Below are 25,682 nucleotides of genomic sequence, written 5' to 3' on the forward strand. Positions count from 1 at the left end.
GTTATCAGGACTTCGTCGGCTCGGCGCCGAACCACTTCTTGTAGATCGCCGCATAGCGACCGTCAGCCTTGATCTTCGCGAGCGCCGCATTGACCTTCGGCACGAGCGGGCTGCCCTTCGGAAAGCCGATGCCGTATTGCTGCGCCATCATCTGCGGACCGACCGCCTTCACATGGCCCTTGCCGGCCGTGTTGATGTAGTAGAGAACGTTCGGCGTGTCGTGCATCGCTGCATCGACCCGTCCTGTCTGCAACTCCAGATACGCGTTGTCGATGTTCGGGAACTGGCGCAGATCGGTACCCGCGAAGTGCATCTTCGCGTAATCCGCCGCCGACGTCCCCGTCTTGATGGCGAGCGACTTGCCCTTCAGGTCGTCCGGGCCCTTGATCGCGCTGGTGGCCGGCACCATCAGCGTGAAGCCGCTGTCGTAGTAGCCATCGGAGAAGTCGATCACTTTCTTGCGCTCGTCCTTGATCGTGATGCCCGCGAGCGCGACGTCGACGTTATGGGTTTGCAGCGCCGGCAGGATGCCGCTGAAATCCATCGGCTGCAGCTTGTAGTCGAGCTTTAGGTCCTTCGCGATGGCTTCCCACAGGTCGATATCGAAGCCGACGTATTTGTCGCCCTGTTTGAATTCGAACGGCACGAACGCCGTGTCGCAGGCGACCAGCAAGGTCTCGGCCCGCGCGGCATGACCGAGGACGGAAACGGCGACGAGTGCAGCCGCGGCGAGCTTTGCTACGAGTTTCATGATGACCTCTTCGAGGTGGGGTTGAGGAACGACAGCAAACCGATTTGCGATGAGTATCTTTCTGCAAATTTATTTGCGCAATAGCTTGGCGCGCAAATTTGCTTGCGAATCGGGTATACCCCGATAGGAGATGTCGGACGGAAGGCGCGGGGTGCCGAAGCATGTCTTTGCGCCGAAGCGCTTGTGCCCGGCGCAATAGGGCATGCCGGATGCTGCGAATCCCCTGCGGCGGGACGGCTTTCGCGCGCGGTGTGTGTCGCTATTGAAAGTCGATTGCAAGGGAAAAATCTTCACGCGCGACGGAATAACGGTCAATCGATCGCGTTAGCCTGGCAGCCTGACGGTCGGAGCGCGATTCGGTGTCGACCGGCTTGCTCCCGCGCGACTGGAATGAATGCCACCGAATCTGGAGTGATTTTGAGTCACAACATGGTTCAACCCGGCTGGGTACGGATCACACACTGGATCAATGCTGTCGCGGTCGTGCTGATGGTCATGAGCGGCTGGCAGATTTACGATGCGTCGCCAATCTTTCCAGCCATTCAGTTTCCACCTTCGATCACACTTGGCGGTTGGCTCGCCGGCGCGCTGCTATGGCATTTCGCCGTGATGTGGCTGCTGGTCGCCAATTTTCTGGTCTATCTCGCGCTGAATCTGGCGTCCGGACGCTTGCGACGCAAACTGGTGCCCATCAGGCCGAAACAGCTGGCCGCCGACCTGGTCGCCGCACTGCGCGGGCGCCTGAAACACGACGACCTCGCGCACTACAACTCGGTGCAGAAGCTCGCCTATCTCGTCGTGATCGCCGACATCGTGCTGATCGTGTTGTCGGGGCTCGTCATATGGAAGTCGGTGCAGTTCCCGCTGCTGCGCACGCTGATGGGCGGATATGACAATGCGCGCGTCGTGCACTTCGTATGCATGAGCGTCCTGGTGGCGTTTTTCATCGTTCACGTCGCGATGGCCGCGCTCGTGCCGCGCTCGTTACTGTTGATGATACGGGGACGGTAAATCGTGACGATCCGAAAACGCACCGCGCAAAAAGGCAGTTTTCTCGCGACGCATGCCGAATCGATCATCCGCGACGCACAGCGCGAACTCAAATCGCCCGCGCGCCGCCTGTTCGGCCGGCGGCTGCTGACCCTGGGCGGCATCGCGATGCTCTCCGGTTGCGATCTGACCAACGACAAGGCGGTGAACACCGCGCTGCGCCGCATCTCGTTCTTCAACGACCGCGTGCAGGCGCTGCTGTTCGATCCGAACAAGCTGGCGCCCACGTATCCGGAATCGATGATCACGCGGCCGTTTCCGTTCAACGCGTTCTATGAGATCGACGACGTACCCGAGATCGATGCCGCGACCTACCGTCTGCAGGTCACCGGCCTCGCGCATGGCAAGCGCACCTGGTCGCTCGACGAACTGCATGCGCTGCCGCAGGAAAGCCAGATCACGCGTCTTGTCTGCGTCGAAGGATGGAGCGCGATCGGCCGCTGGGGCGGCGTTCGCTTTTCCGACTTCCTGCGTCGCGCGGGTGCGGACACGACTGCAAAGTACGTGTCGCTGCATTGCGCGGACTACAACTACTGGACCAGCATCGACATGCCGACGGCGCTCCACCCGCAGACGCTGCTCACGCTGACTTACGACGGTGACGTGCTGCCGCCGAAGTATGGCTTCCCGATGAAGCTGCGCGTGCCGACCAAGCTCGGCTTCAAGAATCCCAAGCATGTCGTCGCAATCGAAATCACCAACCAGTATCCGGGCGGCTATTGGGAGAACCAGGGCTACAACTGGTTCAGCGGCTCGTGAAGCAATGATGTCTTTCCCCCGTCCTTCAACCATCCAGTTGGGAGGTTCTATGACACTCCGCATCAAACTTGGCGCAGCCTTTATGGCTGCCGCGCTCGCGAGCGCTGCTTTCGCGCAGGCGCCCGCCACGACGCCCACGCGCATCCGTGGCGAAATCGTGTCGCAAAACGGTGACACGCTCAAGGTCCATCGCCGCAGCGGCGATACCGTGTCGGTCGATGTGAAGCCGGATGTGCGTGTCTCGGCTGTGAAAACGATGCAGCTATCGGATATCAAGCCGGGTACGTTCATTGGCACGGCTGCAACCACGGGCACCGACGGCAAGCTGACGGCAACGGAAGTGGTGGTGTTCCCCGAGTCCGCGCGCGGCACGGGCGAAGGGCATTACCCGTGGGACCTGGGCCCGAAAAGCTCGATGACCAACGCGAACGTCGACTCCGTCGTGCAGAGCACTAACGGACGCGACCTGAAGCTGTCGTACAAGGGCGGCAGCAATGTGGTGACGGTGCCGCCAAACGTGCCCGTCGTCACGTTCACGCCCGCGGAGCACAGCGATCTTACGGCCGGCAAGAAGGTGTTCATCGTCGCAACGCCTGCGTCGCAGGGAAGTTACGTTGCGCAACGCGTCGTGGTCGAAAAGGACGGCGTGGTACCGCCGATGTGAGCGCTGACCTTCGCCTCGGCGAGCGCCACGCACGGCGTCATGTGTCGACGCCGCGCGTGCCGACGCATCGTCACGATTGATTTGCCTGGATGGGGTGCATTCATCTCGCTGCCCGCCGACCGCGCAGCCGCACGAGCATCGTCTGCGGATTTATGCGGGCTAAATTCCTCCATGCTGGCACTCCCGAAATTTACTTGACATCTAAACTATCAAAACCTAAATTAATCTCAACGCGGAGTTCATTTTGGGGAACCAGCATGCGCATAGTCTGTATCGGGGGCGGCCCGGCCGGTTTGTACTTCGGTCTGTTGATGAAGAAGCGCAACCCCGGCTATGAAGTCACGGTGATCGAGCGCAACCGCCCCTACGACACCTTCGGCTGGGGCGTCGTGTTCTCCGACCAGACGCTCGGCAATCTGCGCGCCGCCGACGCCCCGAGCGCCGAGGCGATCCTCGACGCGTTCAATCACTGGGACGACATCGAGATCCACTTCCGCGGCCGCAGCGTGCGTTCGTCGGGCCACGGCTTTTGCGGCATCGGTCGCAGACGCCTGCTGAATATCCTGCAGGCGCGCTGCGAAGAACTCGGCGTGAAGCTCGTGTTCGAAACCCAGGTCGTGGACGACAGCGCATACGACGCGGACCTGATCATCGCGAGCGACGGCCTGAACAGCGCCGTGCGTCAGAAATACGCGCACACCTATCAGCCGGACATCGACGTGCGCGACTGCCGCTTCGTGTGGCTCGGCACGAAGAAGCTGTTCGACGCGTTTACGTTCGCGTTCGAGGAAACCGAATTCGGCTGGTTCCAGGCGCACGCCTACCGCTTCGACGATCAAACCTCGACGTTCATCGTCGAAACCCCGGAACGCGTATGGCGCGCCGCCGGTCTCGACGAAATGAGCAAGGAAGACAGCATCGCGTTCTGCGAGAAGCTGTTCGCGAAGTACCTCGACGGCAATGCGCTGATGTCCAACGCGGCGCATCTGCGCGGCTCGTCGCAATGGATCCGTTTTCCGCGCGTCGTCAACAAGGAATGGGTGCATTGGCGCCGCAACGCGAACGGCACACGAACGCCGATCGTGCTGATGGGCGACGCGGCGCATACCGCGCACTTCTCGATCGGCTCTGGCACCAAGCTCGCGCTAGAAGACGCGATCGAACTCGCGAACAGCATCAGCGCGCATCCGGGTTCGCATCCTGACGATCTGGCCGCAGCGTTGAAGCACTACGCCGAAGTACGCAGCGTCGACGTGCTGCGCATCCAGAACGCCGCGCGCAATTCGACCGAATGGTTCGAGCACGTCGATCGCTATACGTCGTTCGAGCCGGAACAGTTCGCCTATTCGCTGCTCACGCGCTCGCAGCGCATCTCGCACGAGAACCTGCGCGAGAGAGATTCGCAATATCTGTCCGGCTTCGAAGACTGGCTCGCGAAGCGCGCGGGCGTCGAGCGCGCGGCGGACAAACATTCGATTCCGCCGATGTTCACGCCCTTCAAGGTGCGCGGCGTCACGCTGAAGAATCGCGTGATGGTGTCGCCGATGGCGCAGTACTCGGCGGTAGATGGCGTGGCAGGCGACTACCACCTGATGCATCTCGGCGCGCGCGCAATGGGCGGCGCCGCGCTCGTGATGACCGAGATGACCTGCGTGTCGCCCGAAGCGCGCATCACGCCGGGATGCCCCGGCATGTACGCGCCCGAGCATCTGGCCGCGTGGAAGCGCATCGTCGATCTGGTGCATCTCCAATCGGATGCGAAGATCGGCATCCAGCTCGGCCACTCCGGCGCGAAAGGTTCGACGCGCGTCGCGTGGGAAGGCATCGACCAGCCACTCGACGAAGGCAACTGGCCGCTCGTTTCGGCGTCGCCGCAGCAGTATCTGCGCGGCATCAGCCAGCATTCGCGGGAAGCCACGCATGAAGAGCTGCGCGCAATCGAGCAGCAGTTCGTGAAGGCGACGCGCATGTCGATCGAAGCGGGTTTCGACTGGCTCGAATTGCACTGCGCGCACGGCTATTTCCTGTCGAGCTTTCTGTCGCCGCTGACGAATCACCGTACCGATGAATACGGCGGCTCGCTCGAAAACCGTCTGCGTTATCCGCTGCAGGTATTCAGCGCGATCCGCGCGGTGTGGCCGCAGGACAAGCCGATTTCGGTGCGGATTTCCGCGCACGATTGGGTCGAAGGCGGCAACACGCCCGACGACGCCGTGAAGATCGCGCAAGCGTTCAAGGCCGCCGGCGCGGACATGATCGACGTGTCGTCGGGCCAGGTCAGCAAGGAAGAAAAGCCCGTGTTCGGCCGCATGTTCCAGACGCCGTTCGCCGATCGCGTGCGCAATGAAGCCGGCATCGCGACGATCGCGGTCGGCGCGATTTCCGAAGCGGACCACGTGAACAGCATCATCGCGGCGGGCCGCGCGGACCTGTGCGCGATCGCGCGTCCGCATCTCGCGAATCCGTCGTGGACGTTGAACGAAGCGGCGAAGATCGGCTATCTCGACATCGCGTGGCCGAAGCCCTACACCGCCGCGAAAATGCAGCTCGAACGCAACCTCGAACGCGAGCGCGCGCAGGCCATCGCCAACGCCGGCCTGACGGCGCAACAACGCGCGCAACGCGCCGAAGGAACCGTGTGAACACGTCAGACACCTCTCTCGCCGCCCAACACGCGGTCGTCACCGGCGGCGGCAGCGGCATCGGCGCAGCCATCGCGCAGGCGCTGCTGCGCGCCGGCGCGCGCGTCACGCTGATGGGCCGCAACGCACAACGCCTCGAAGCGCAGCGCGAACAATGCGCGGCACTCGGCGATGTCGCGTGCATCAGCATGGACGTCACGCAAGAAGAGTCGGTGGCGCGCGCATTCGGTGAGGCGGGCGCCGTCGATATCCTCGTCAACAACGCGGGGCAGGCGCAGGCCGCGCCGTTCACGCACACCGATCTCGCGCTCTGGCAGCGCATGCTCGACGTGAATCTGACCGGCGTGTTTCTGGGCACCCGCGCTGTACTGCCGGGCATGCTCGAGCGTGGCTATGGCCGTATCGTCAACGTCGCAAGCACCGCGGGGCAGATCGGCTATGCGTACGTCGCCGCGTATTGCGCCGCGAAGCACGGCGTGATCGGTCTCACGCGCTCGCTCGCGCTCGAAACCGCGACGCGCGGCATCACCGTCAACGCCGTGTGCCCCGGCTACACCGAAACCGAGCTGCTGCATGCATCGCTCCAACAGATCACGAGCAAGACCTCGCGCACCGAAGCCGAGGCGCGCGACACGCTGCTGCGCTCGAATCCGCAGCGCCGCTTCGTGAGTCCGGAGCAGGTCGCGAACGCGGTGTTGTGGCTGTGCCGCCCCGGCTCGGATGCGATCACGGGGCAATCCATTTCCATTTCGGGTGGGGAAGTAACGTGAGCAAATCAACACAAGCAAAAAAGTCGGCGGCGGATGCGAAACCGTCGCGCAAAGGCGTCGCCCAACCCGCGGAGAACGTCGTGGACCTCGAAATGAGCACCGGTGCGGACAGCCATATGGGCCTGCGTCTGTGGTTGCGCATGCTGACCACCACCAACCTCGTGCAGGCCGAATTGCGCAAACGTCTGCGCACCGAATTCGACACCACGTTGCCGCGTTTCGATCTGATGGCGCAACTCGAACGACATCCCGAAGGCCTGAAGATGACCGAGCTGTCGCGCCGTTTGATGGTGACGGGCGGCAACGTCACCGGCATCACCGATCAGCTCGAAAAAGAGGGGCTCGTCACGCGCGATACCGACCCGAACGACCGCCGCTCGATCAGCGTGTGCCTGACGACGGCTGGCCGCAAGGCGTTCGACAAAATGGCCGTCGCGCACGAGCAATGGGTCGTCGAAATGTTCGGCGGCCTGAGCCTCGACGAAAAGATGAAGACCCATCAGGACCTCGGCAAACTCAAGCGGCATCTGCTCGACAGCCTGAAAGGCTGACTTCGCACTGGAGGCATACATGACACGATCCACCGCCGACGCACTGATGGCCGGCAACCGCCTGACCCTGGCGGGCTACGAGGCGAAGCACTTCGGCTGGTCGGTGACCAGCAAGGTCGCGACGATCACGCTGAACCGCCCCGAGCGCAAGAACCCGCTGACCTTCGAATCGTATGCGGAGTTGCGCGACCTGTTCCGCGACCTCGCGTACGCGACCGACGTGAAAGCCGTCGTGCTGCACGGCGCGGGCGAAAACTTCTGCTCGGGCGGCGACGTGCACGACATCATCGCGCCGCTGATCGATCTGCCGATGCCCGAGCTGTTGCTGTTCACGCGCATGACCGGCGACCTCGTCAAGGCCATGCGCCATTGCCCGCAGCCGATCATCGCGGCCGTCGACGGTGTCTGCGCGGGCGCCGGCGCAATCCTCGCGATGGCTTCCGATCTGCGCCTCGGCACCGCGCGCAGCAAGCTCGCGTTCCTGTTCACGCGGGTCGGCCTCGCCGGTTGCGACATGGGCGCATGCGCGATGCTGCCGCGCATCATCGGCCAGGGACGCGCCGCCGAACTGCTGTTCACCGGCCGCTCGGCAAGCGGCGACGAAGCTCACGCATGGGGCTTTTACAACCGCCTGTGCGACCCGGCCGCGCTCATCGAAGAAGCGCACAAGCTCGCCGCCGATCTCGCGTCCGGCCCGACCTTCGCGCACGGCATGACGAAGAAGATGCTGCACCAGGAATGGAGCATGAGCATCGACGAAGCGATCGAATCCGAAGCGCAGGCGCAGGCGATCTGCATGGGCACGCGCGACTTCGAGCGCGCGTACGACGCGTTCGCGGCGAAGACACGTCCGGTGTTCGAAGGAGACTGAGTTGAGCGCCGACCATCAGAACACGCCGATCGACTTGCATAACCCGCTCGCGTGGCCGTTTTTCGAGCCGCGTCATCGCCAACTCGCGGCCGGCATCGACGCGTGGTGCCGCGAGCATCTCAAGCATCAAGATCATGGCGACACCGACGCGACCTGCCGCCTGCTGGTGCGGGAACTCGGTGAGGCCGGCTGGCTGAAATACGGCGTCGGCGGCGTCGCTTATGGCGGCCACGGCGACACGATCGACACGCGCGCGGTGTGTCTGCTGCGCGAAACGCTCGCGCGCCATTCGGGCCTCGCCGATTTCGCACTGGCAATGCAAGGCCTCGGCTCGGGCGCGATCTCGCTCGCCGGCACGCATGAGCAGAAATCGCGCTATCTGCCGCGCGTCGCGAGCGGCACGGCGATCGCCGCGTTCGCGCTGTCGGAGCCGCAAGCGGGCTCGGACGTCGCGGCGATGGCGCTGGCCGCACGCGAAGAGGGCGACCACTACGTGCTCGACGGCGAGAAGACGTGGATATCGAACGGCGGAATCGCGGACTTCTACGTGGTGTTCGCGCGCACCGGCGAAGCACCAGGCGCGCGCGGCATCAGCGCATTCATCGTGGATGCAGAAACGCCGGGCCTCGACATCGCCGAGCGCATCGACGTGATCGCGCCGCATCCGCTCGCGCGTCTGCGCTTCACGAACGCGCGCGTGCCGAAGAGCCAGATGCTCGGCGCGCCCGGCGAAGGCTTCAAGATCGCAATGCGCACGCTCGATATTTTTCGCACGTCGGTGGCGGCCGCATCGCTCGGCTTCGCGCGTCATGCGATGGCCGAAGGCCTCGCGCGCGCGGCGTCGCGCAAGATGTTTGGCCAGACGCTCGGCGACTTCCAGTTGACGCAGGCGAAGCTCGCGCAGATGGCGCTGACGATCGACAGCAGCGCGCTGCTCGTCTATCGGGCCGCGTGGCTGCGCGACCAGGGCGAAAGCGTCACGCGCGAAGCCGCGATGGCGAAGTGGCACGCGAGCGAAGGCGCGCAGCAGGTGATCGACGCAGCCGTACAGCTTTACGGCGGCATGGGTGTGCAAAGCGGCAGCGCGGTCGAGATGCTGTACCGCGAGATCCGCGCGCTGCGCATTTACGAAGGCGCGACCGAAGTGCAGCAGTTGATCGTCGGCCGCGATCTGTTGAGGGCGCATGCCGCTGCGAACGGTAACGCGCAATGAGTACATCGTTCGAGCGGCCCGTCCGCATCCGCTTCTCGCACTGCGATCCCGCGGGCATCGTGTACTTTCCGCAGTACCTCGTGATGACCAACGTGCTCGTCGAAGACTGGTTCAACGAGGGCCTGCGCATCGACTACGCGCACATGATCGCGCGGCGCCGCATCGGCCTGCCGATCGTCAAGCTCGACTGCGAGTTCTCGCGGCCGAGCCAGATGGGCGAAACGATCCTGCTCACGCTCGAGGTCCACACCATCGGCCGCAGTTCTATCGGCATCGAGATTCACGGGCATTGCAACGGCGAAACGCGCTTTCGTTCGAAACAGGTGCTCGTGTTCATGTCGTTCGACAGCGCGAAATCGATCGATATTCCCGGCGACATCGCGAGCGCGCTCGCGGCGTACGCTCCATCGCCCTCCCCCATCGAGGCTCAGCGCTGATGAAAAAAGCTCTCCTTCCCGCCGGCTGGGTCAAACCGCGCGGCTATGCGAACGGCGTCGCGGCGAGCGGCGGCACACAGGTGTTCATCGCTGGCCAGATCGGCTGGGACGAACAGGCGCAGTTCCATTCCGATGATTTCGCGCTGCAGTCCGAGCAGGCGCTGAAGAATCTGCTTGCCGTGCTGCGCGAAGCGGGAGGCAAGCCCGAACATCTGGTGCGCCTCACCTGGTACGTGACCGACAAGCGCGAGTACCTCGCATCGCTGAAGGACATCGGCCGCGTGTTTCGCGAGCTGATCGGCGACTACGACATCGCGATGAGCGCGGTGCAGGTCGTCGCGCTGATGGAAGACCGCGCGAAGGTCGAGATCGAAGCCACCGCGGTGATTCCGCACTGAACGTCATACAGGTATCGAACGCACAGGCAAGCCCTTCACACCGAACGAAGCGCATTTTCCGGCTCAACGCCCCGGGAGACCATGATGGAACCGTCAGCACACGTCGATACTTTCGCGCGCGACAATCTTCCGCCGCAGGATCAATGGCCCGTCTTTCTGCTCGACAATCCGGACGTCGCCTATCCGCCGCGGCTGAACTGCGCGACCGAACTGCTGGAGCGGACCATCGAGGCGGGGCATCGCGACCGGCCGGCGATCTGGTCCGACGTGGACGGCAAGCCGCGGGCGACCACGTACGGCGAACTGCTCGCGCTGGTCAACCGCAGCGCGCATGTGCTCGTCGATGAAATGGGCTTGCGGCCCGGCAACCGCGTGCTGCTGCGTGGACCGAACACGTTGCAGATGGCCGTCGCCACACTCGCGGCGCTGAAGGCGGGGCTCGTCGTGGTGCCGACCATGCCGCTGCTGCGCGCGAAGGAACTCAAGCAGATCATCGAGAAAGCGCAGGTCAGCGCCGCGCTTTGCGACGCGCGCCTGAGCGCGGAACTCGAGCGCTGCACGAATCCGCGCGACGAGTTCTACTGCGCAGTGCTGAAGCAGACGCGCCGCTTTCACGACGATTCCGCCGATTCGCTCGAGACGCTCGCCGCCCACAAGTCCGAGCACTTCACCGCATGCGACACCGCCGCCGACGACGTCTGCCTGATCGCGTTCACGAGCGGCACGACCGGCGCGCCGAAAGGCTGCATGCATTTCCATCGCGACATGATCGCGATGTGCGATCTGTTCCCGCGTCATGTGCTGAAGCCTTCCGCGAGCGACATCTTCTGCGGCACGCCGCCGCTCGCGTTCACGTTCGGGCTCGGCGGCCTGCTGTGCTTTCCGCTGCGCGTCGGTGCGTCGACGGTGCTCGTCGAAAAGCTCACGCCGCAGACCTTGCTCGACGTGGTCGAACGTTTTCATGCGACCGTGATGTTCACCGCGCCGACGTTCTATCGGCAGATGGCGCCGCTCGTCGCGCAACACGACGTGTCGTCGCTGAAGAAGACCGTGTCGGCCGGCGAGGCGCTGCCCGATTCGACGCGGATTCTGTGGCGCGACGCGACTGGCATCGACATGATCGACGGCATCGGCGGCACCGAGCTGATCCACATCTTCGTTTCGTCGCAAGGCGCGGAGATCCGGCCTCACGCGATCGGCCGCGCGGTGCCGGGCTACGTCGTGCAAGCCGTCGACGACGACATGCAACCCGTGCCGCCCGGCACGATCGGCAAGCTCGCAGTGCGCGGCCCGACCGGCTGCCGCTACCTGGCGGACGAACGACAGTTGCGCTTCGTGCGCGACGGCTGGAACCTGCCGGGCGATTCGGTCTATCTGGACGCGGACGGCTACGTGTTCTACCAGGCGCGCGCCGACGACATGATCGTGTCGGCCGGCTACAACATTTCCGGCCCCGAGGTGGAAAGCGTGCTGATGCAGCACGAGGCGGTAGCCGAATGCGGCGTGATCGGCGTGCCCGACGAAACGCGCGGGCAGATCGTCCGGGCCTTTGTCGTGGTGAACCCCGGCTACACGGCCGACGATAAACTGGTCGCGCAACTGCAGGATTTCGTTAAGAATAACGTCGCGCCGTATAAATATCCCCGCGTCATCACGTTCGTCGGCGCGCTACCGCGCACCGAAACGGGCAAGCTCAAACGTTTCGAGTTGCGCATGATGACGTAACCCGTATCTATCATAAGACTGGAGACAGACCGCATGGCCGGCTCTTTCATCGAAGTCCTCGTCCACGATGGCGGCCGTTTCAACGCTTACGTCGCGCGCCCCGCGCACGGCTCGGGCCCGGGGCTCGTGCTGCTGCAGGAAATCTTCGGCGTCAATGACACGATGAAGGCGACCGCCGATCGCTACGCCGAAGAAGGCTACGTCGTGCTCGTGCCCGATCTGTTCTGGCGCATCAAGCCGGGCATTTCGCTTGGCTACGGCGACGCCGATATGAAACAGGCGCTCGGCTATCTGGGGCAGTTCGATACGGATGTCGCCGTGAAGGACATCGCCGCCACGATCGCCACGTTGCGCGAACTGCCCGAGCAGGCTGGTAAGGTGGGCGTGGTCGGCTACTGCCTCGGCGGCAAGCTCGCGTTTTTGAGCGCGGCGCGCACCGAAGTCGATTGCGCGGTCAGCTATTACGGCGTGGGGCTTGACGCGCATCTCGACGAAGTATCGGCAATCAACTGCCCGATGGTGTTCCACTTCCCTGAAAACGACGCGCACTGCCCGCCCGAAACGCGCGAACGCATTGGCGCCGCACTGCGTACGCGGCCGCAGATCGAGCAATACGTGTATCCCGGCTGCGATCACGCGTTCGCCGCGCCGCAGCGCAAGCAGTACGACAAGCCGGCCGCGATGATGGCGTACTCGCGCACGCTCGCGCTGCTGCGCAAGGTGCTCGGTCCAGTCTACGATCTGAACGCGCTGTGGGAAGCGCATTGCTATCACGAGTTCGCGACACGCGACGTCGATGCGGTGATGCCGACGATGGTCGCCGAGCCCTACGTCAATCACGTGCCGACGATGACGGGCGGTGTCGGGCATGACAATCTGAAGCGCTTTTACACGCACCATTTCGTCAACTCGAATCCGCCCGATACGAAGCTGATCCCGATTTCGCGCACGATCGGCTCGGATCGCGTCGTCGATGAGTTCATTTTCAGTTGCACGCATAGCTGCGAGATCGACTGGCTGCTGCCGGGCGTCGCGCCGACCGGCAAGTACTTCGAGGTGCCGATGCTCGCCGTGGTGTGCTTCCGCGGTGACAAGCTTTATAACGAGCACATCTATTGGGATCAGGCTTCGGTGCTCGTGCAGGTGGGGTTGCTCGATCCGGAGGGTTTGCCGGTGGCGGGGATTGAGAGTGCGAGGAAGTTGCTGGATGAGACTTTGCCGTCGAATGGGTTGATGGGGGGTAAGTCTAAGGTTTGAGGATGTGGTCATTCCCTCGATGAAAATCGGGCGATCATCCGGTCATAGAATGACGGCGGCAGTTTTACAAACGACGCGTCGTCGTCGCCGCGGGAAATTGAAACGCCTTCGTCGTCCAGCCAAATCAATTCAGGAACGGGCGTGCTGAAGGTTCTGTGCACCAGCAGTTTGCCTGAGACAGCGTCGTAGACCTGACCGCGATAGTCCGGGTCGTTGCCGCCTCGCCATTGGAGCAGGCATCGTTCTGCAATGTAGCGGCCGTTTTTTGACGTGCTTTTGATGCATTCGCTCGCATTCCCGGTATCGGTGTGCGTCGCGACGAGAAGTACGGCAAACATCATTGCAAGCACTACCGCAGCCAGTCCGATCGATCGCCCGTGTTTCATAAGTACACCTTGATCGATGGGTCGATTCGAACAAACTTTCGATCCGAATAGATCACGCGGTCACCTCCTCGTTGTGTTTTATTGACTACTCTCTAAAGTCCTTATTGTGAACCGGGTAGTACACGTCGCCAACCATCACCGCGGGCGGCTCGAAGAAACACGGCGTCCCCTACGAGATCAAGCGTTATGGGCGCGATCCGAAGAGCTGCCGCCCAGGATTTCGTAGTTGGACGCGAAATGCGCGGGTGCTAGACTCGAAAACCCATCGTCGGTGATCGACCGAATCCGCGTAAATCCGCGTAAAGGGGCACCCGCATGACCCACTCCCTCCACGGCAAGCAACGTTGGCTCGCACTGATCGTGCTCTGCCTCGGCGTGCTGATGATCGTGCTCGACACGACCATCGTGAACGTCGCGCTGCCGTCCATCGCCGCCGATCTCGGCTTTAGCGAAACCTCCCTCGTATGGGTCGTCAACGCCTACATGCTGACGTTCGGCGGCTGTCTGCTGCTCGGGGGACGGCTTGGCGATCTGTACGGACACCGCAAGCTGTTCCTGTGCGGCATTACGCTCTTCACGCTCGCTTCGCTCGCCTGCGGCCTCGCGAATTCGCAAGTGCTGCTGGTCGCCGCGCGCGGCGTGCAGGGCCTGGGTGGTGCGATCGTCTCGGCGGTCTCGTTGTCGCTGATCATGAATCTGTTCACCGAACCGGGTGAACGCGCGAAAGCGATGGGCGTGTATGGCTTCGTCTGCGCGGGCGGCGGCAGCATCGGCGTGCTGCTCGGCGGACTGCTCACCAATCTGCTGAGCTGGCACTGGATCTTTCTGGTCAACCTGCCGATCGGCATTGCGGTGTACGCGCTGTGCCTCGCGCTCTTGCCCGCCGCGCGCGGACACGCGCACGGCGAACGGCTCGACGTGGCCGGTGCGCTCAGCGTGACCGCATCGCTGATGCTGGCGGTCTATGCAATCGTCAACGGCAACGAAGCGGGCTGGACTTCTGCGCAAACGCTCGGCCTGCTGTGCGTCGCGCTCGCGCTGCTTGCGGTGTTCCTCGCAATCGAGGCGAGAGTCGAACATCCGTTGATGCCACTCGGTCTGCTGCGTTTGCGCAATGTCGCGACCGCGAACGTGGTCGGCGTGTTGTGGGCGGCCGCGATGTTCGCGTGGTTCTTTATTTCGGCGCTGTATCTGCAGCGCGTGCTCGGGTACCGGCCGTTGCAGGTGGGGCTCGCGTTTCTGCCCGCGAATCTGATCATGGGACTCTTTTCGCTGGGATTGTCGGCGCGTGTGGTGATGCGCTTCGGGCTGCGCGGGCCGCTCGCGGCGGGCCTGCTGATCGCTGCATGCGGGCTCGCGCTGTTCGCGCGCGCGCCCGTCGGCGGCAGCTTCGTCCCCGACGTGTTGCCCGGCATGTTGCTGCTCGGCTTCGGCGCCGGCATCGCATTCAACCCGCTGCTGCTCGCCGCGATGAGCGATGTCGATCCCGCCGATTCGGGCCTCGCGTCGGGCATCGTCAATACGTCGTTCATGATGGGCGGGGCGCTCGGGCTCGCGGTGCTCGCGAGTCTTGCCGCGGCGCGTAGTGAGGCAATGCAGGCGTCGTCGAGCGCGGCGGCCGCGCTGAACAGCGGGTATCACGTCGCGTTTCTGTTTGGGGCGGTCTTTGCGGCGGCGGCCGGCGTGCTGGGCGGCCTGTTGCTGAGGCCGGGGCAAGCGGGCGGCGCTGCGAGCGCGCGGAGTGACGTGGTGGAGTCGCCCCGACCCTCCGCCACGACTGCAAAACAGCAAGCACGATCAAATGCCTGAGTTCGCCGCTGACTATGCTGGCTTCATGCTGACATGAGAACTGAGATGAACCCGGTTGGAAAAGCGCTCTGGTATATCGAAAGCCACTTCGCGGGCGAATTGACGCTCGACGACATCGCCCGCGGTGGCTGCGTATCGCGCTTTCACCTCGCCCGCGCGTTCGAAGCGGCCACCGGGATGCCGGTGATGCGCTACGTTCGCGCACGGCGTTTGAGCGAGGCCGCACGACGTCTCGCGGATGGTGCGCCCGACATCCTCGCGGTCGCCCTCGACGCCGGCTACGGCTCTCACGAAGCATTCACGCGCGCGTTTCGCGACCAGTTCGGGCTCACGCCCGATGCGCTGCGCGCGCGGGGTCATCTCGACAACCTGAGCATCGTGGAGCCGATCAAAATGGACGAAACCCTTCTGACCCATCTGGAACCGCCGCGCTTCGAAGACGGCAAGCCGCTTCTCATCGCTGGACTGAGCGAGCGCTATACGTGCGAGACCAGCAAGGCGATTCCCTCTCAATGGCAGCGCTTTGGCGCCTGGTACGGCAGGGTGCCGGGACAGGTCGGCAAGGTGGCTTATGGCGTTGGCTATAACGCCGACGAATTGGGCAACTTCGACTATATGTGCGGCGTCGAAGTCAGCGATTTTTCCGCATTGCCGCCGGAGCTGAGTCGCGTACGCATCGCGGCGCAACGCTATGCGGTGTTCAGTCATCGCGAGCACATCTCGGGCATTCGTCGCACGATGAATACGATCTGGAATCAGTGGTTGCCCGCATCAGGGCACGTGCCTGCCGATGCACCGCATTTCGAACGGTACGGCGAGCAGTTCGATCCGGTGACGGGAATGGGTGGAGTCGAAGTCTGGTTGCCGCTGAAAAGCTGATGCCTGATTCGGCGGATGGCCGCGGATGGCCGCTGCGACCGGCCATCCGCCTGATCGATCACGGAGTGGCGTGTCCCCGATCATGCAATGCATGCACGTCGTCGTATTCCCGCGAAATGTCCTTATTCGTGTAATCGCTCAATCGCATAGCGGCGGCCACGCTAATCACCGCACACACGAACACATACCACGCCACCGCAAATCCCGAATGGAAGTAAGCATAAAGCGCGGTCGCAATCAACGGTGCCGGACCGCCAGCGATGACGGAAGCCAACTGGTATCCCATCGACGCGCCGCTGTAGCGCAAGCGCCCCGTGAACGATTCTGCGATCAACGCGGCTTGGGGACCATACATCATTGCGTGCGGCACCAGCGAAAGCACGATCGCCGCGAAGATCCATCCCGGGTTATGAGTTCCGACCATGAAGAAGTACAGGAAACCGAATAGCCCGACAGCAGCGGCGCCTATCACGTACATGCGTCGGCGTCCGATCAGATCGGACACGTGACCGAACAACGGAATCGTGAAGAATTCCAGCACCGAAGCAGCCAGCACCGCGGTGAGCAACAGATCGCGTGTAACGCCCAGGCTCATCACGCCATAGGTGAAGATAAAAGCCGTGAAAATATAGAAAGGCGCCTGTTCGGCCATACGCGCAAGAGCCGACAGAAGAATGTCTTTCGGCTGCCGGCGCAAGACTTCACGCATTGGCGCCTTTTCGATCCTGCGCTCAGCGAGAAGCTTCGCGAAGATCGGCGTCTCGAGGATACTCAAGCGGATATAAAGGCCAATCGCGACCAGCGCAATACTGAGGAAAAACGGCACTCGCCAGCCCCACGTGAGAAATGCGCTACCGGAGATCCGACTGGTGGCCAGTACCACCAGATTCGCGACGAACAATCCCGCCGGTACGCCGAACTGCGGCCACGACGCGACGAAACCCCGGTGCTTGTTGGTGCGTGCCCATTCCATCGACATCAGCACAGAACCGCCCCATTCGCCTCCCACGCCCACACCCTGAATAAAGCGCAGAGCCGTGAGCGCGATGGCCCCCCAGATGCCGATCGACGCGTAGGTCGGAACGAAGCCGACGGCGAATGTCGCGACTCCCATCAGCAATAGCGTCACGATCAACGTTGCTTTACGTCCGATGCGATCGCCATAGTGGCCGAAAATCGCCGCGCCCACCGGCCGCGCGATAAAGCCGACGGCGTAAATCAGAAAAGCCTGGAGTGTGCCGACGAGCGGGTCCGATTCAGGAAAAAACAGCTTCGCGAATACCAGACCAGTGACCGTGCTGTACAGGAAGAAGTCATACCATTCGATCGTGGTACCAATCGTGCTGGCGATGACAGCGCGGCGCAACTGGCGCCGTGCCTCCTCATCGGAGAGGGGCATAGCCCCAGATTGCGTGGCAGCCATTTGATATCTCCCCAAAATGGACGGGTGACATCCTCAGTTGACACCCAGGGTATTGGGTGGTTCCGGTGATTAGGCGAGATGCCGAAAGCGGAACCGCCTTTCGGCTTCTGTCATGGCCGAGAGCCTGGATCGATGAAAACCCGTATCTGCAACATTATTCGCAGAGATCGGGGCTTTGTTTCCAAGATACATTCCGCAATTGCATTTTTTGCCGCATCTACAATCCGTCAATCATCGCTTCAATGCAATTGATACCGACGCGAAAATTGGATCGGAGCCCGAATGAACCCAAACTTCGGAGACCACGCGCAGAACGGTTAGGCATCTCATATGCTCATCGCCTCCGTTCCCCTAGTCACACCAACGGAATGTAGATATCCGTCTGCCATTGATCGAGTGGCGTCTCAGGATAGACGCTCAGGTAGTGGAAAAACAGCGGATGATCTCGCAACTCTTCTCCACTCGGAGGCAGCCAGTCGCGATAGATCGGGTAGATCGTCTCGCCGATGTGATCGGTCGATCCCGTGTGTCGCACCACTGCGCACCGTCCGCCCGGCATGACGAGTTCGCGCACGCCATAGCGATTCGGTGCGACCGGCTCGTCGATCTCTCCGCAGATATCGAAGCGGAATTCCTCCGCTGGCACGGTGTCCGGATTGCCGTGCGGGATGCCGAAGGTCCTGCTCGACCCCACCGGCGATTGTCCGCTTTGAATACGCCAATCGATGAACTTGCGCGCACTCTCGTTGACGAGTCCAGGTGAACCACAATGCTCGAGCGCGGCAACCCGGGTTTCCGCAAAATCGACGATTTTCACTTGCATGGTCAGTCTCCTCGAAAGATAGGGAACAATAAAACTCGCACTCCAGAACTGCCATGCTGGATGCCGTCGAAACGCGCTCGGCGCCATGCCGAACGCACGCTTGAACGCGCGGCTGAAGGCTTCGGGACTGTCGAAGCCGGCGTCGAGCGCGGCATCGAGAACCGAGCACGACGCCCGCGACGCGAGGCGGTGAGCCGCGCGACGCAAGCGCATCAACTGCACGTAGCGTGCGACGGGCACGCCGACATACGCGACAAACTGTCGATGGAAATGAAACATCGAGAAGTTTGCGATACGGCTTAGCGCGTCGACCGACAGATCGCCCTCGAGGTTTGCGTCGATATAGGCGAGAACGGTTTCGAAGCGTTTAGCGTAAGCGGCGGTGGCGTTTGTGTGAGTTAGCATGGTCTGGATCGTGCGAGTTCCGATATGGTCGCCGAGGTTGGACACATCTTACCTAGCCGGACTTGCTCGATCTTCGATTGGCTCGCTGCCGAGCCTGGAGAATCTGCGTAAACTTATTCCTTTGCCTCGCTTCCTGAGATTATCCGCCGATGCCCTCTTCGATCAGCAATTCGCTCATCTGGATCTTCGACGCGTTCGAACGCGATCCGACTTATCTGCGCCGGCGGATGTTTGGCAGCGATGCCGCGTATATCGACGGCCTGTTGTGTCTGGTCGCGGCCGATCGCGATAAGCCGTGGAATGGGCTGCTCGTTTGTACATCGCAGGAACGCCATGCTGCGCTGATTACCGATCTGCCTGCATTGCGGCCTCACCCGGTACTCGGGAAGTGGCTCTATGTGCCGCAGGAGGACCCTGCGTTTGAAGACACTGTCGAGCAGTTGACGGCGCTCGTTCTGGAGCGGGACCCGCGAGTGGGGGTGGAACCAAAGCCGAAAAAGCGGCGCGGAAAGTCGGTATTGCCGGAGGCTTGAAGCGCGTCACACTCTTACCGGCGAACCCGGCAAGCCTCCCTTTGCCGTCGACAAGAACACCGGCCTGCGGCTTTGGCACACCCAAGTCGATCCAACCACGTATTCAATGGTCACGCAGTCCGCCGTCATCGCGAACGGTACGGCTTTCGTAGGAACGAAATCGAACGAAGAATTGATGGCCGCCTATGCCCCCCCGCCTGCGTGGCAGTGGAGTTTCCGCGGCAGCGTCGTCGCGCTCGAGGTCGCGACCGGCGCAATCAAGTGGCAGACATACACGATGCCGACGGGTTATTACGGCGGCTCCGTCTGGGGAAGCACGGGCGCCGTCGACGTCGATCGCAATACGGTGTTCATGGGTTCCGGCAACAACTGGGCAGTACCTCAGGCCGTACTCGATTGCATGAACAGCGGCGGCACGCCGACATCGTGCATCGACCCGAACGACCACTTCGACTCGATCCTCGCGCTGGACATGACGACGGGCGCAGTCAAATGGTCCGCGCGCGGACTGCCGTACGACACGTGGAATGTCGGCTGCGGCCTCAACGTGCCGGGCGTCTTCACTCTTCCGCCGAATGCCAACTGCCCCAATCCGCAGGGTCCGGACTGGGACTTCGCGCAAGGGCCGATGCTCTTCGGTGGCAATGGCAATGCCGGCCGACTGGTCGGCGCGGGACAAAAGAGCGGGATGTTCTGGGCCTTCGATGAAGAAACGGGCGCACTGCGTTGGTCCACCCAGGTCGCCCCCGGCGGACTCACAGGCGGTCTGCAGTGGGGATCGGCCAACGACGGCCAGTTTATTTACGTTGCGGCATCGAACAGCGGGATGACCGGCTCGGGCACGACGCCAGGCGTATGGCAGTTGGCGAACGGCGGCGGCACAACCACGTCGGGCGGCTGGGCATCGCTCAACGCGAATTCCGGCGCGGTGAAGTGGACCACGCCGGACCCACTCGGAAGCCGCGCGGAGGCAGCGGTCAGTGTCGCGAATGGCGTGGTGTTCGGATGCAATCTCGACTACACGAAAGGCACGATGTACGCGCTCGATTCTTCCAACGGAAAAGTACTGTGGTCATTCGATAGCGGCGGCGCGTGCAATGCCGGACCGGCCGTTGCGGACGGCGTGGTGTTCTGGGGCTCTGGTTCAACGAACGGACCGGGGCCGCAAAAATTGTTCGCCTTCGGTCTGTAGGAAACGCCAAAGGCCTCGTCCTTTCACGGCGGGGCCTTTGGCTCTTTGCTACGATGTGAGTCTGTTCCGAGGCCGGCGCATTTGGCGCGTGCGTACCGCCAGCCGGACCGGAATCACCACCGAACTCACCGAGCACCAGACCTTGACGATCCACATCCGCCCCGCCACCGCCTCCGACGCCCCCCTGATCCTGCGCTTCATCACCGAACTTGCGATCTACGAGAAAGCCGAGCACGAAGTCGTCGCCGGTATCAAAGACATCGAGAAAAGCCTGTTTTCCGAGGGCGCGCCCGCGAAAGCGCTGATCTGCGAAATGAACGGTGCGCCCGTCGGTTTTTGCGTGTACTTCTTTTCGTATTCGACGTGGCTCGGCAAGCAAGGGCTTTATCTGGAAGACCTGTACGTGTCGCCCGCGTCGCGTGGCAGCGGCGCAGGCAAACAGATGCTGCGCCATCTCGCGCAAATCGCCTGCGAAACGGGCTGCGGCCGCTTCGAATGGAGCGTGCTCGACTGGAACGAGCCGGCCATCGGCTTCTACAAGTCGATCGGCGCGAATCCGCAAAGCGAATGGGTGCGTTACCGTCTCGCGGGCGACGCGCTCAAGGCATTCGCCGAAGGCGAAACCGCACCGAACACCTAAGCGCGATCACTGCGCGAAGGCCGCGACGGGCGCCACCTCGAACGCATCGCCCGTCGCGAAGAAAGTGCCGCCTGCCACGTAATGGCACGTGCGCAGGTCGGGATCGTCACCGAAATGCCAGCGGTTGTGCGAATACACGCGGCTATCCGCATACGCGGCGACCACTTCTCCGATGATCAGATCATGCCGCTGGCTGTCATCCGGAATCACCTTGCAGTCCATCCACGTGATGCAGCCGGCCAGCATCGGCACGTCGATTTTTTGCGCGCGGAAGGTCTCGAGATCGAACGCGGAGATTGTAGCGGGGCGGAAGAAATGCGATGCGCGCAGTGCGCAGCCGCAGTGTGGAGCGATGGGCGGGCGAATCGAACTGCCGGGCGGCAGCCCACGAGCCGCCGCCCGACCAGACTTCAAGCGAACTTCAATGGCCGCTCAATGATGCGGCGCCTTGCCGTTCGGCACCACATTGTGCGGCTTGTGCTGCTCTTCGCCGAGTCCCGGGAAGAACGCGTTCCAGGCGGCGCGCACACCCTGCGCCGCGGTGGCCTCGGCGCTGACCGACTCGGCCGCGCCGTCCGCGGCTTTCGACGGATCGGCGGATAGGCCGCGCCAATGCGTGAACACGAGCAACGGCTTTTCGGTCCATACGCCATCGCCAAATTTCGCAAACGCCGTGTCCCCGCTCGCCAACTGCACCTCGTACCAGCCTTCGCGTACGGGCGTATGGATGGCCAGCTCAAACCACGGGGTCGGTTCGATTTCCTTCATATCGTCTCCGGTCGGATAAATCGTCATCGAAAACCACACTCAATGCATTGTTCGTGCCCATCGCCGGCGCCACACCTGCGACGCGGCGGGCCGAGCAACCACGGCACATGCGGGCAGACCCAGCCAGACCCAGCACTTCGGAGCGGAGTCGCCGCGCATACGACACGATAGCGCGACATGGTCCGGGCGGACAAACGTAAAACTTACATATCCTGCGTGGCCGGCGTACGACGTTGCGGGGTGGGCTTTTTGCGGGACCGGGCGGGTTTTCCAGCGGGTTTCCCGGCGGATTTTGCCGCGCGCTTCGCAGCCGGTCGCGCCTCGCTCTGCATCTCACGCACCAGCTCCGCCAGCGCTTTCACCGCCGGCCCCAAGCGCTCCGCCTCCGTATTGCCATACCCGATCACGAGCCCGTTGGTCTGCTCCGACGCCCCGATCGCGAACCCCGACAGCGCGCGCGGACCGAGCCCCAACGCCTGCGCCCGCGCCGTCAGCGCGCGATCGTCGAGCGACGCGGGCAGCCGCAGCGTCAGATGCATCCCGCAATCGCCGCCAAGAATCGTCGCCGCCGGAAAATGCTCGGCCAGCGCGTCGCGCAGCGCCTGCTGGCGCTCGCGGTACAGCCGCCGCATCCGCCCGAGATGCCGCCCGAATTCGCCGCTTTCGAGGAAATGCGCAAGCGCCAGTTGCTCCAGCCGGTGCCCGCCGCGCAGCATCTCTTGCAGCGCAACAGCGGCATGCGCGGCGATCGCCCGAGGCAGCACGACGAAGCCGATGCGCAGCGCCGGAAACATCGTCTTGCTGAACGAGCCGACGTACAGCACGGGCGCCTCGTCGACGAGGCCCTGCATGCTCGCGATCGGCTCGCCGGTGTGGCGCACCTCGCCGTCGTAATCGTCCTCGATCAGCCACGCGCCGCAACGCCGCGCCTCTGCAATCAGTTCGAGCCGCCGCGCCACCGACAACACCGCGCCGGTCGGATACTGATGCGCGGGCGACGTGTAGATCAGCTTCGGCGGATGCGTGCGCCACGCGTCGGCCGGCACGGCCATGCCTTCGGCATCGACGGGAATCGGCAGCAAGCGCAAATCGCCCGCGTTGAAAGCGGCCTTCGCGCCGCGGTAGCCGGGGTCCTCGGTCCATGCGATATCGCCGGGATTGGTCAGTAGCCGCACGCACAGGTTCAGCGCCTCCTGCGCGCCCTCGGTGATCACGACCTGCGAGCCGTCGCAGCGCACGCCGCGCGCCATCCGCAGATGCGCGGCGATCGCGTCGCGCAACGCCGCTTCGCCGGCCGGCGTGCCGTAGCCGAGCGCGTGCGGTAAGGCGCGCTCCATCGCACGTTCGAGCGCGCGCCGCCACGCGGCCAGCGGGAAGCGGTCGAGCGCGGGCGTGCCGGGGGTCAGCGCATAGCTGTTGTCGGCGTGCTTGTGCGTCGCCGCGAACTGCTCGACGCGCGTCGCGTACACGACCTCCGGCGCGGCCGGCGCCGTCGCCCGCTCGCCGCGCGCGGCGGGGCTCGACAGCGGACTCACGCGCGTGCCCTGACGATCAGCGATGACGTAGCCGACCGCGGCGAGATGTTCGTAAGCGATCACGACGGTGTTGCGCGACACGCCCATTTCGGCGGCGAGCAGCCGCGACGACGGCAGCAACGACCCGGCCGGCAGACGGCCAGCGTGAATCGCCTGCTGCAGACGTTCGATCAGCTGCTTTTGCAGCGGCGCGGGCCGAGTGGCCCCGCTGGCGCCGCTCGCGGCGGAAACGTCGTTCGCATGGACGAGCGGTCCGATAATTTCGATCATGGCGGCTGGACCTATCGAATAAGCGTGTCGTGGATCTTTTGAACATACCACGTTTGCCGTATCGTTCCTGCATCGACGACCAGGAGAAAGGACATGGAACCCACACGTAACGCCTACGGCCAGCCGATCGGCGCGCCCATGCCCGGCTGGCACGGCGCGCAGCCGCCGGGCCGCGAGCCGCTGAGCGGCCGCTATTGCCGGCTCGAAGCCGTCGACGTCGAGCGCCACGCGGCCGACCTGTTCGACGCGTACCGCTCGGCCACCGACGGCCGCGACTGGACCTATCTGACGGTCGGCCCGTTCGTCAGCCTCGCGGCCTATCGCGAGCACCTGACGCGAATGGCGGCATCGAAAGATCCGCTGCACTACGCGGTGATCGACCTCGCGACGGGCAAGCCCGTCGGCACGCTGTCGCTGATGCGGATCGATCCGGCCAACGGCGTGATCGAAGTCGGCCACGTCACGTACTCGCCGCGGCTCAAGCGCACGCGCATCGCAACTGATGCCATGTACCTGCTGCTCGGCGAAGTGTTCGACAAGCTCGGTTACCGCCGTTTCGAATGGAAATGCGATTCGCTGAACGAGCCGTCGCGGAAGGCTGCGCTGCGCTACGGGTTCACGTTCGAGGGGATCTTCCGGCAGGCGATCGTCTATCGCGAGCGCAATCGCGACACGGCGTGGTTTTCGATCATCGACAGCGAATGGCCGGCATTGCGTTCGTGTTATCAGCGGTGGCTGGACGCGGGCAATTTCGATGCGCAAGGGCAGCAGGTCGAGCGGCTTGCCGATCTGATCGCGCAGCGGCGAGCGGCGGACGAGGCCCGGTAAAACCAGGCGATCGCATCGGCGCGCCGCCGATTCCCCGCACGCGGCGCGCTTGCGCCAGCCTTTCGCTGCGCGCCGCCAACCCCGGCAACGCGCGCAACTTCGCCCTACACTGGCTCCATACGTTCGTGCGCCGCTGCCGAAGCGCGATTGTCACAGCGCACCAGCATGTGCCGCGCGTGCCTCCGTCCATGCCGTTACAGCCGAGCCGATGAAATCCCGTCTGCGCTACCTGAGCGCATTGCTCGTCAATCTCGCGCTGCCCTTGCTTGTCTACCGGCTCGCGTTTCCGCACTGGGGGCAGACGGGCGCGCTCGCCGCGTCGGCGTTGCCGCTGATCGCATGGATGACGGTGGATCTGCTGCGTTACCGGCATTTCGACGCGCTGAGCGCACTCGTGCTCGCTGGCGTGCTGCCAGCGCTCGTCACGAGCCTCGTGTTCGGCGACGCGCGTCTGCTGTTGATCGAAGATCCTATGGTGTCGGGCTTTATCGGCATCACGTTTCTCGCGTCGCTCACGCTGCGCAAGCCGATGGTGTTCTATCTGGCGCGCTCGACGATGTCGCGCGAAGATCATCGCAGCGTGGAAGTGTTCGAGCGACATTGGCGCGATCGTCCGATGCTCGCCAGCTATATTCGCTTGATGACACTCGTGTGGGGGATCGGCATGATCGGCGAGAACATCGTGCGAAGCGCGATCGTGCTGCATTGGCCGAACGACCCGCGCTCGGCGCTTGCATCCACTGCGCTGCGTTATGGTGTGTACGTGTCGCTGACGCTGTGGACGATCCTGATTCGCCGGCGTATCAAGAGGGACGCGCAGCGCTATCCGGGGGATGAGGCGGCGGCGGAGAGTTCGGCGGCTGGTGCGTGAATGACCGCGCCGGCGGTCCGTTCATGCCAACTCCTGGAACCTGGCCAAACAAGGATTCCGGTTCGCCGGCCACCAGGCGAGCACCGCCGCAGACAGCGCGGAGCTCCAGCCGTTATCACCGCCCTCCTACGTGATCTCGTATCCGCCTTCGGCGGTTAGCGAACGCGAGGCCAAACGCGGCTCGCGCCGTGCGTGGTAAATTCCAGCGTCGGCAAGACAACTCCAAGAACGT

At 63.4% G+C, this 25,682-nt stretch carries 25 protein-coding genes and 2 pseudogenes; 20 read left to right on the forward strand and 7 right to left on the reverse strand.

What is annotated here, in order from left to right:
* Positions 1-4 precede the first annotated feature (4 nt).
* Positions 5-751 carry a glutamine ABC transporter substrate-binding protein GlnH gene (gene glnH, locus AB3X94_RS04230; RefSeq protein WP_176106950.1) on the reverse strand — a complete coding sequence of 249 codons (747 nt, stop codon included), beginning with the start codon at positions 749-751 and terminating at the stop codon, positions 5-7.
* A gap of 429 nt (positions 752-1,180) precedes the next feature.
* Between glnH and AB3X94_RS04235 the strand changes: the two genes are divergently transcribed.
* From AB3X94_RS04235 to AB3X94_RS04290, 12 genes are all read left to right on the forward strand, one after another.
* Positions 1,181-1,762, forward strand: coding sequence for a cytochrome b/b6 domain-containing protein (locus AB3X94_RS04235; RefSeq protein ID WP_368610851.1), 582 nt, complete (start codon positions 1,181-1,183; stop codon positions 1,760-1,762).
* 3 nt (positions 1,763-1,765) lie between these two features.
* A complete protein-coding gene (locus tag AB3X94_RS04240; RefSeq protein WP_176106952.1) occupies positions 1,766-2,560 on the forward strand; it encodes a molybdopterin-dependent oxidoreductase in 795 nt (264 codons plus the stop codon).
* Positions 2,561-2,609: 49 nt separating this feature from the next.
* Positions 2,610-3,224: a hypothetical protein gene (locus tag AB3X94_RS04245; protein WP_176106953.1), complete on the forward strand. Its 615-nt coding sequence runs from the start codon at positions 2,610-2,612 to the stop codon at positions 3,222-3,224.
* A 257-nt stretch (positions 3,225-3,481) separates the two neighbouring features.
* Positions 3,482-5,866, forward strand: a complete 2,385-nt coding sequence (locus AB3X94_RS04250) for a bifunctional salicylyl-CoA 5-hydroxylase/oxidoreductase (RefSeq protein WP_368610852.1) — start codon at positions 3,482-3,484, stop codon at positions 5,864-5,866.
* The gene (locus AB3X94_RS04255) at positions 5,863-6,636 is read left to right on the forward strand and encodes an SDR family NAD(P)-dependent oxidoreductase (RefSeq protein WP_368610853.1); all 774 of its coding nucleotides are present in this window, start codon (positions 5,863-5,865) and stop codon (positions 6,634-6,636) included. The genes AB3X94_RS04250 and AB3X94_RS04255 overlap by 4 nt, the downstream gene beginning before the upstream one ends.
* Positions 6,633-7,187, forward strand: coding sequence for a MarR family winged helix-turn-helix transcriptional regulator (locus tag AB3X94_RS04260; protein ID WP_176106975.1), 555 nt, complete (start codon positions 6,633-6,635; stop codon positions 7,185-7,187). Before AB3X94_RS04255 ends, AB3X94_RS04260 begins: the two co-directional genes overlap by 4 nt.
* Positions 7,188-7,206: 19 nt before the next feature.
* On the forward strand, positions 7,207-8,058 hold the full coding sequence (locus AB3X94_RS04265) for an enoyl-CoA hydratase family protein (protein ID WP_176106976.1): 852 nt from the start codon (positions 7,207-7,209) through the stop codon (positions 8,056-8,058).
* A 1-nt stretch (position 8,059) separates the two neighbouring features.
* A complete protein-coding gene (locus AB3X94_RS04270) occupies positions 8,060-9,271 on the forward strand; it encodes an acyl-CoA dehydrogenase family protein (protein ID WP_368610854.1) in 1,212 nt (403 codons plus the stop codon).
* Positions 9,268-9,708 (forward strand): thioesterase family protein, encoded by a 441-nt coding sequence (locus AB3X94_RS04275; protein ID WP_176120955.1) that lies wholly within the window; start codon positions 9,268-9,270, stop codon positions 9,706-9,708. The genes AB3X94_RS04270 and AB3X94_RS04275 overlap by 4 nt, the downstream gene beginning before the upstream one ends.
* Positions 9,708-10,106: a RidA family protein gene (locus AB3X94_RS04280; protein WP_176106979.1), complete on the forward strand. Its 399-nt coding sequence runs from the start codon at positions 9,708-9,710 to the stop codon at positions 10,104-10,106. The genes AB3X94_RS04275 and AB3X94_RS04280 overlap by 1 nt, the downstream gene beginning before the upstream one ends.
* Before the next feature lie 84 nt (positions 10,107-10,190).
* On the forward strand, positions 10,191-11,831 hold the full coding sequence (locus tag AB3X94_RS04285; RefSeq protein WP_368610855.1) for an AMP-binding protein: 1,641 nt from the start codon (positions 10,191-10,193) through the stop codon (positions 11,829-11,831).
* Between the two features lie 33 nt (positions 11,832-11,864).
* Positions 11,865-13,088, forward strand: coding sequence for a dienelactone hydrolase family protein (locus AB3X94_RS04290; RefSeq protein WP_368610856.1), 1,224 nt, complete (start codon positions 11,865-11,867; stop codon positions 13,086-13,088).
* Positions 13,089-13,096: 8 nt separating this feature from the next.
* Here AB3X94_RS04290 and AB3X94_RS04295 read toward each other — a convergent pair whose 3' ends face one another.
* Complete coding sequence (locus AB3X94_RS04295) at positions 13,097-13,474, reverse strand: hypothetical protein (RefSeq protein ID WP_368610857.1); 378 nt, start codon at positions 13,472-13,474, stop codon at positions 13,097-13,099.
* A gap of 315 nt (positions 13,475-13,789) precedes the next feature.
* On the opposite strand from AB3X94_RS04295, the gene AB3X94_RS04300 reads away from it, so the two are divergent.
* Positions 13,790-15,283: a DHA2 family efflux MFS transporter permease subunit gene (locus AB3X94_RS04300; protein WP_368610858.1), complete on the forward strand. Its 1,494-nt coding sequence runs from the start codon at positions 13,790-13,792 to the stop codon at positions 15,281-15,283.
* A 45-nt stretch (positions 15,284-15,328) separates the two neighbouring features.
* Complete coding sequence (locus AB3X94_RS04305) at positions 15,329-16,162, forward strand: AraC family transcriptional regulator (protein WP_176106984.1); 834 nt, start codon at positions 15,329-15,331, stop codon at positions 16,160-16,162.
* Positions 16,163-16,220: 58 nt separating this feature from the next.
* Here the strand turns inward: AB3X94_RS04305 and AB3X94_RS04310 are convergent, their stop codons facing one another.
* Positions 16,221-17,585, reverse strand: coding sequence for an MFS transporter (locus AB3X94_RS04310; RefSeq protein WP_368610859.1), 1,365 nt, complete (start codon positions 17,583-17,585; stop codon positions 16,221-16,223).
* Between the two features lie 355 nt (positions 17,586-17,940).
* On the reverse strand, positions 17,941-18,813 hold the full coding sequence (locus AB3X94_RS04315; RefSeq protein WP_368610860.1) for a GyrI-like domain-containing protein: 873 nt from the start codon (positions 18,811-18,813) through the stop codon (positions 17,941-17,943).
* Between the two features lie 149 nt (positions 18,814-18,962).
* Here AB3X94_RS04315 and AB3X94_RS04320 point away from each other — a divergent pair, with 149 nt between their 5' ends.
* From AB3X94_RS04320 to AB3X94_RS04335, 4 genes and pseudogenes are all read left to right on the forward strand, one after another.
* Positions 18,963-19,346, forward strand: coding sequence for a hypothetical protein (locus AB3X94_RS04320; protein ID WP_368610861.1), 384 nt, complete (start codon positions 18,963-18,965; stop codon positions 19,344-19,346).
* Positions 19,347-19,401: 55 nt separating this feature from the next.
* A pseudogene (locus AB3X94_RS04325) lies at positions 19,402-19,710 on the forward strand (hypothetical protein); the annotation flags it as partial.
* Between the two features lie 462 nt (positions 19,711-20,172).
* The gene (locus AB3X94_RS04330) at positions 20,173-20,538 is read left to right on the forward strand and encodes a PQQ-binding-like beta-propeller repeat protein (protein WP_281375091.1); all 366 of its coding nucleotides are present in this window, start codon (positions 20,173-20,175) and stop codon (positions 20,536-20,538) included.
* Positions 20,539-20,680: 142 nt separating this feature from the next.
* Positions 20,681-21,178, forward strand: a complete 498-nt coding sequence (locus AB3X94_RS04335; RefSeq protein ID WP_176110500.1) for a GNAT family N-acetyltransferase — start codon at positions 20,681-20,683, stop codon at positions 21,176-21,178.
* Between the two features lie 33 nt (positions 21,179-21,211).
* Here AB3X94_RS04335 and AB3X94_RS04340 read toward each other — a convergent pair.
* The 3 genes and pseudogenes from AB3X94_RS04340 to AB3X94_RS04350 form a co-directional block, all read right to left on the reverse strand.
* Positions 21,212-21,472: pseudogene (locus AB3X94_RS04340) on the reverse strand (flavin reductase); the annotation flags it as partial.
* A 138-nt stretch (positions 21,473-21,610) separates the two neighbouring features.
* On the reverse strand, positions 21,611-21,946 hold the full coding sequence (locus AB3X94_RS04345) for a hypothetical protein (protein ID WP_176106988.1): 336 nt from the start codon (positions 21,944-21,946) through the stop codon (positions 21,611-21,613).
* Between the two features lie 203 nt (positions 21,947-22,149).
* On the reverse strand, positions 22,150-23,751 hold the full coding sequence (locus tag AB3X94_RS04350) for a PLP-dependent aminotransferase family protein (RefSeq protein WP_368610862.1): 1,602 nt from the start codon (positions 23,749-23,751) through the stop codon (positions 22,150-22,152).
* A 93-nt stretch (positions 23,752-23,844) separates the two neighbouring features.
* Between AB3X94_RS04350 and AB3X94_RS04355 the strand changes: the two genes are divergently transcribed.
* Complete coding sequence (locus AB3X94_RS04355) at positions 23,845-24,579, forward strand: GNAT family N-acetyltransferase (RefSeq protein ID WP_368610863.1); 735 nt, start codon at positions 23,845-23,847, stop codon at positions 24,577-24,579.
* A gap of 208 nt (positions 24,580-24,787) precedes the next feature.
* Complete coding sequence (locus tag AB3X94_RS04360) at positions 24,788-25,450, forward strand: VC0807 family protein (RefSeq protein ID WP_368610864.1); 663 nt, start codon at positions 24,788-24,790, stop codon at positions 25,448-25,450.
* Positions 25,451-25,682 lie beyond the last annotated feature (232 nt).

The sequence above is a fragment of the Paraburkholderia sp. BR10923 genome, assembly GCF_040948765.1.
Lineage (GTDB): Bacteria > Pseudomonadota > Gammaproteobacteria > Burkholderiales > Burkholderiaceae > Paraburkholderia > Paraburkholderia youngii.

Coding starts and splice junctions, on each gene's coding strand:
- glnH (WP_176106950.1), bottom strand. CDS start 751: ATGAAACTCGTAGCAAAGCTCGCCGCGGCTGCACTCGTCGCCGTTTCC.
- AB3X94_RS04235 (WP_368610851.1), top strand. CDS start 1,181: ATGGTTCAACCCGGCTGGGTACGGATCACACACTGGATCAATGCTGTC.
- AB3X94_RS04245 (WP_176106953.1), top strand. CDS start 2,610: ATGACACTCCGCATCAAACTTGGCGCAGCCTTTATGGCTGCCGCGCTC.
- AB3X94_RS04250 (WP_368610852.1), top strand. CDS start 3,482: ATGCGCATAGTCTGTATCGGGGGCGGCCCGGCCGGTTTGTACTTCGGT.
- AB3X94_RS04265 (WP_176106976.1), top strand. CDS start 7,207: ATGACACGATCCACCGCCGACGCACTGATGGCCGGCAACCGCCTGACC.
- AB3X94_RS04275 (WP_176120955.1), top strand. CDS start 9,268: ATGAGTACATCGTTCGAGCGGCCCGTCCGCATCCGCTTCTCGCACTGC.
- AB3X94_RS04280 (WP_176106979.1), top strand. CDS start 9,708: ATGAAAAAAGCTCTCCTTCCCGCCGGCTGGGTCAAACCGCGCGGCTAT.
- AB3X94_RS04285 (WP_368610855.1), top strand. CDS start 10,191: ATGGAACCGTCAGCACACGTCGATACTTTCGCGCGCGACAATCTTCCG.
- AB3X94_RS04290 (WP_368610856.1), top strand. CDS start 11,865: ATGGCCGGCTCTTTCATCGAAGTCCTCGTCCACGATGGCGGCCGTTTC.
- AB3X94_RS04295 (WP_368610857.1), bottom strand. CDS start 13,474: ATGAAACACGGGCGATCGATCGGACTGGCTGCGGTAGTGCTTGCAATG.
- AB3X94_RS04300 (WP_368610858.1), top strand. CDS start 13,790: ATGACCCACTCCCTCCACGGCAAGCAACGTTGGCTCGCACTGATCGTG.
- AB3X94_RS04305 (WP_176106984.1), top strand. CDS start 15,329: ATGAACCCGGTTGGAAAAGCGCTCTGGTATATCGAAAGCCACTTCGCG.
- AB3X94_RS04310 (WP_368610859.1), bottom strand. CDS start 17,585: ATGGCTGCCACGCAATCTGGGGCTATGCCCCTCTCCGATGAGGAGGCA.
- AB3X94_RS04315 (WP_368610860.1), bottom strand. CDS start 18,813: ATGCTAACTCACACAAACGCCACCGCCGCTTACGCTAAACGCTTCGAA.
- AB3X94_RS04320 (WP_368610861.1), top strand. CDS start 18,963: ATGCCCTCTTCGATCAGCAATTCGCTCATCTGGATCTTCGACGCGTTC.
- AB3X94_RS04330 (WP_281375091.1), top strand. CDS start 20,173: ATGACCGGCTCGGGCACGACGCCAGGCGTATGGCAGTTGGCGAACGGC.
- AB3X94_RS04345 (WP_176106988.1), bottom strand. CDS start 21,946: ATGAAGGAAATCGAACCGACCCCGTGGTTTGAGCTGGCCATCCATACG.
- AB3X94_RS04350 (WP_368610862.1), bottom strand. CDS start 23,751: ATGATCGAAATTATCGGACCGCTCGTCCATGCGAACGACGTTTCCGCC.
- AB3X94_RS04355 (WP_368610863.1), top strand. CDS start 23,845: ATGGAACCCACACGTAACGCCTACGGCCAGCCGATCGGCGCGCCCATG.
- AB3X94_RS04360 (WP_368610864.1), top strand. CDS start 24,788: ATGAAATCCCGTCTGCGCTACCTGAGCGCATTGCTCGTCAATCTCGCG.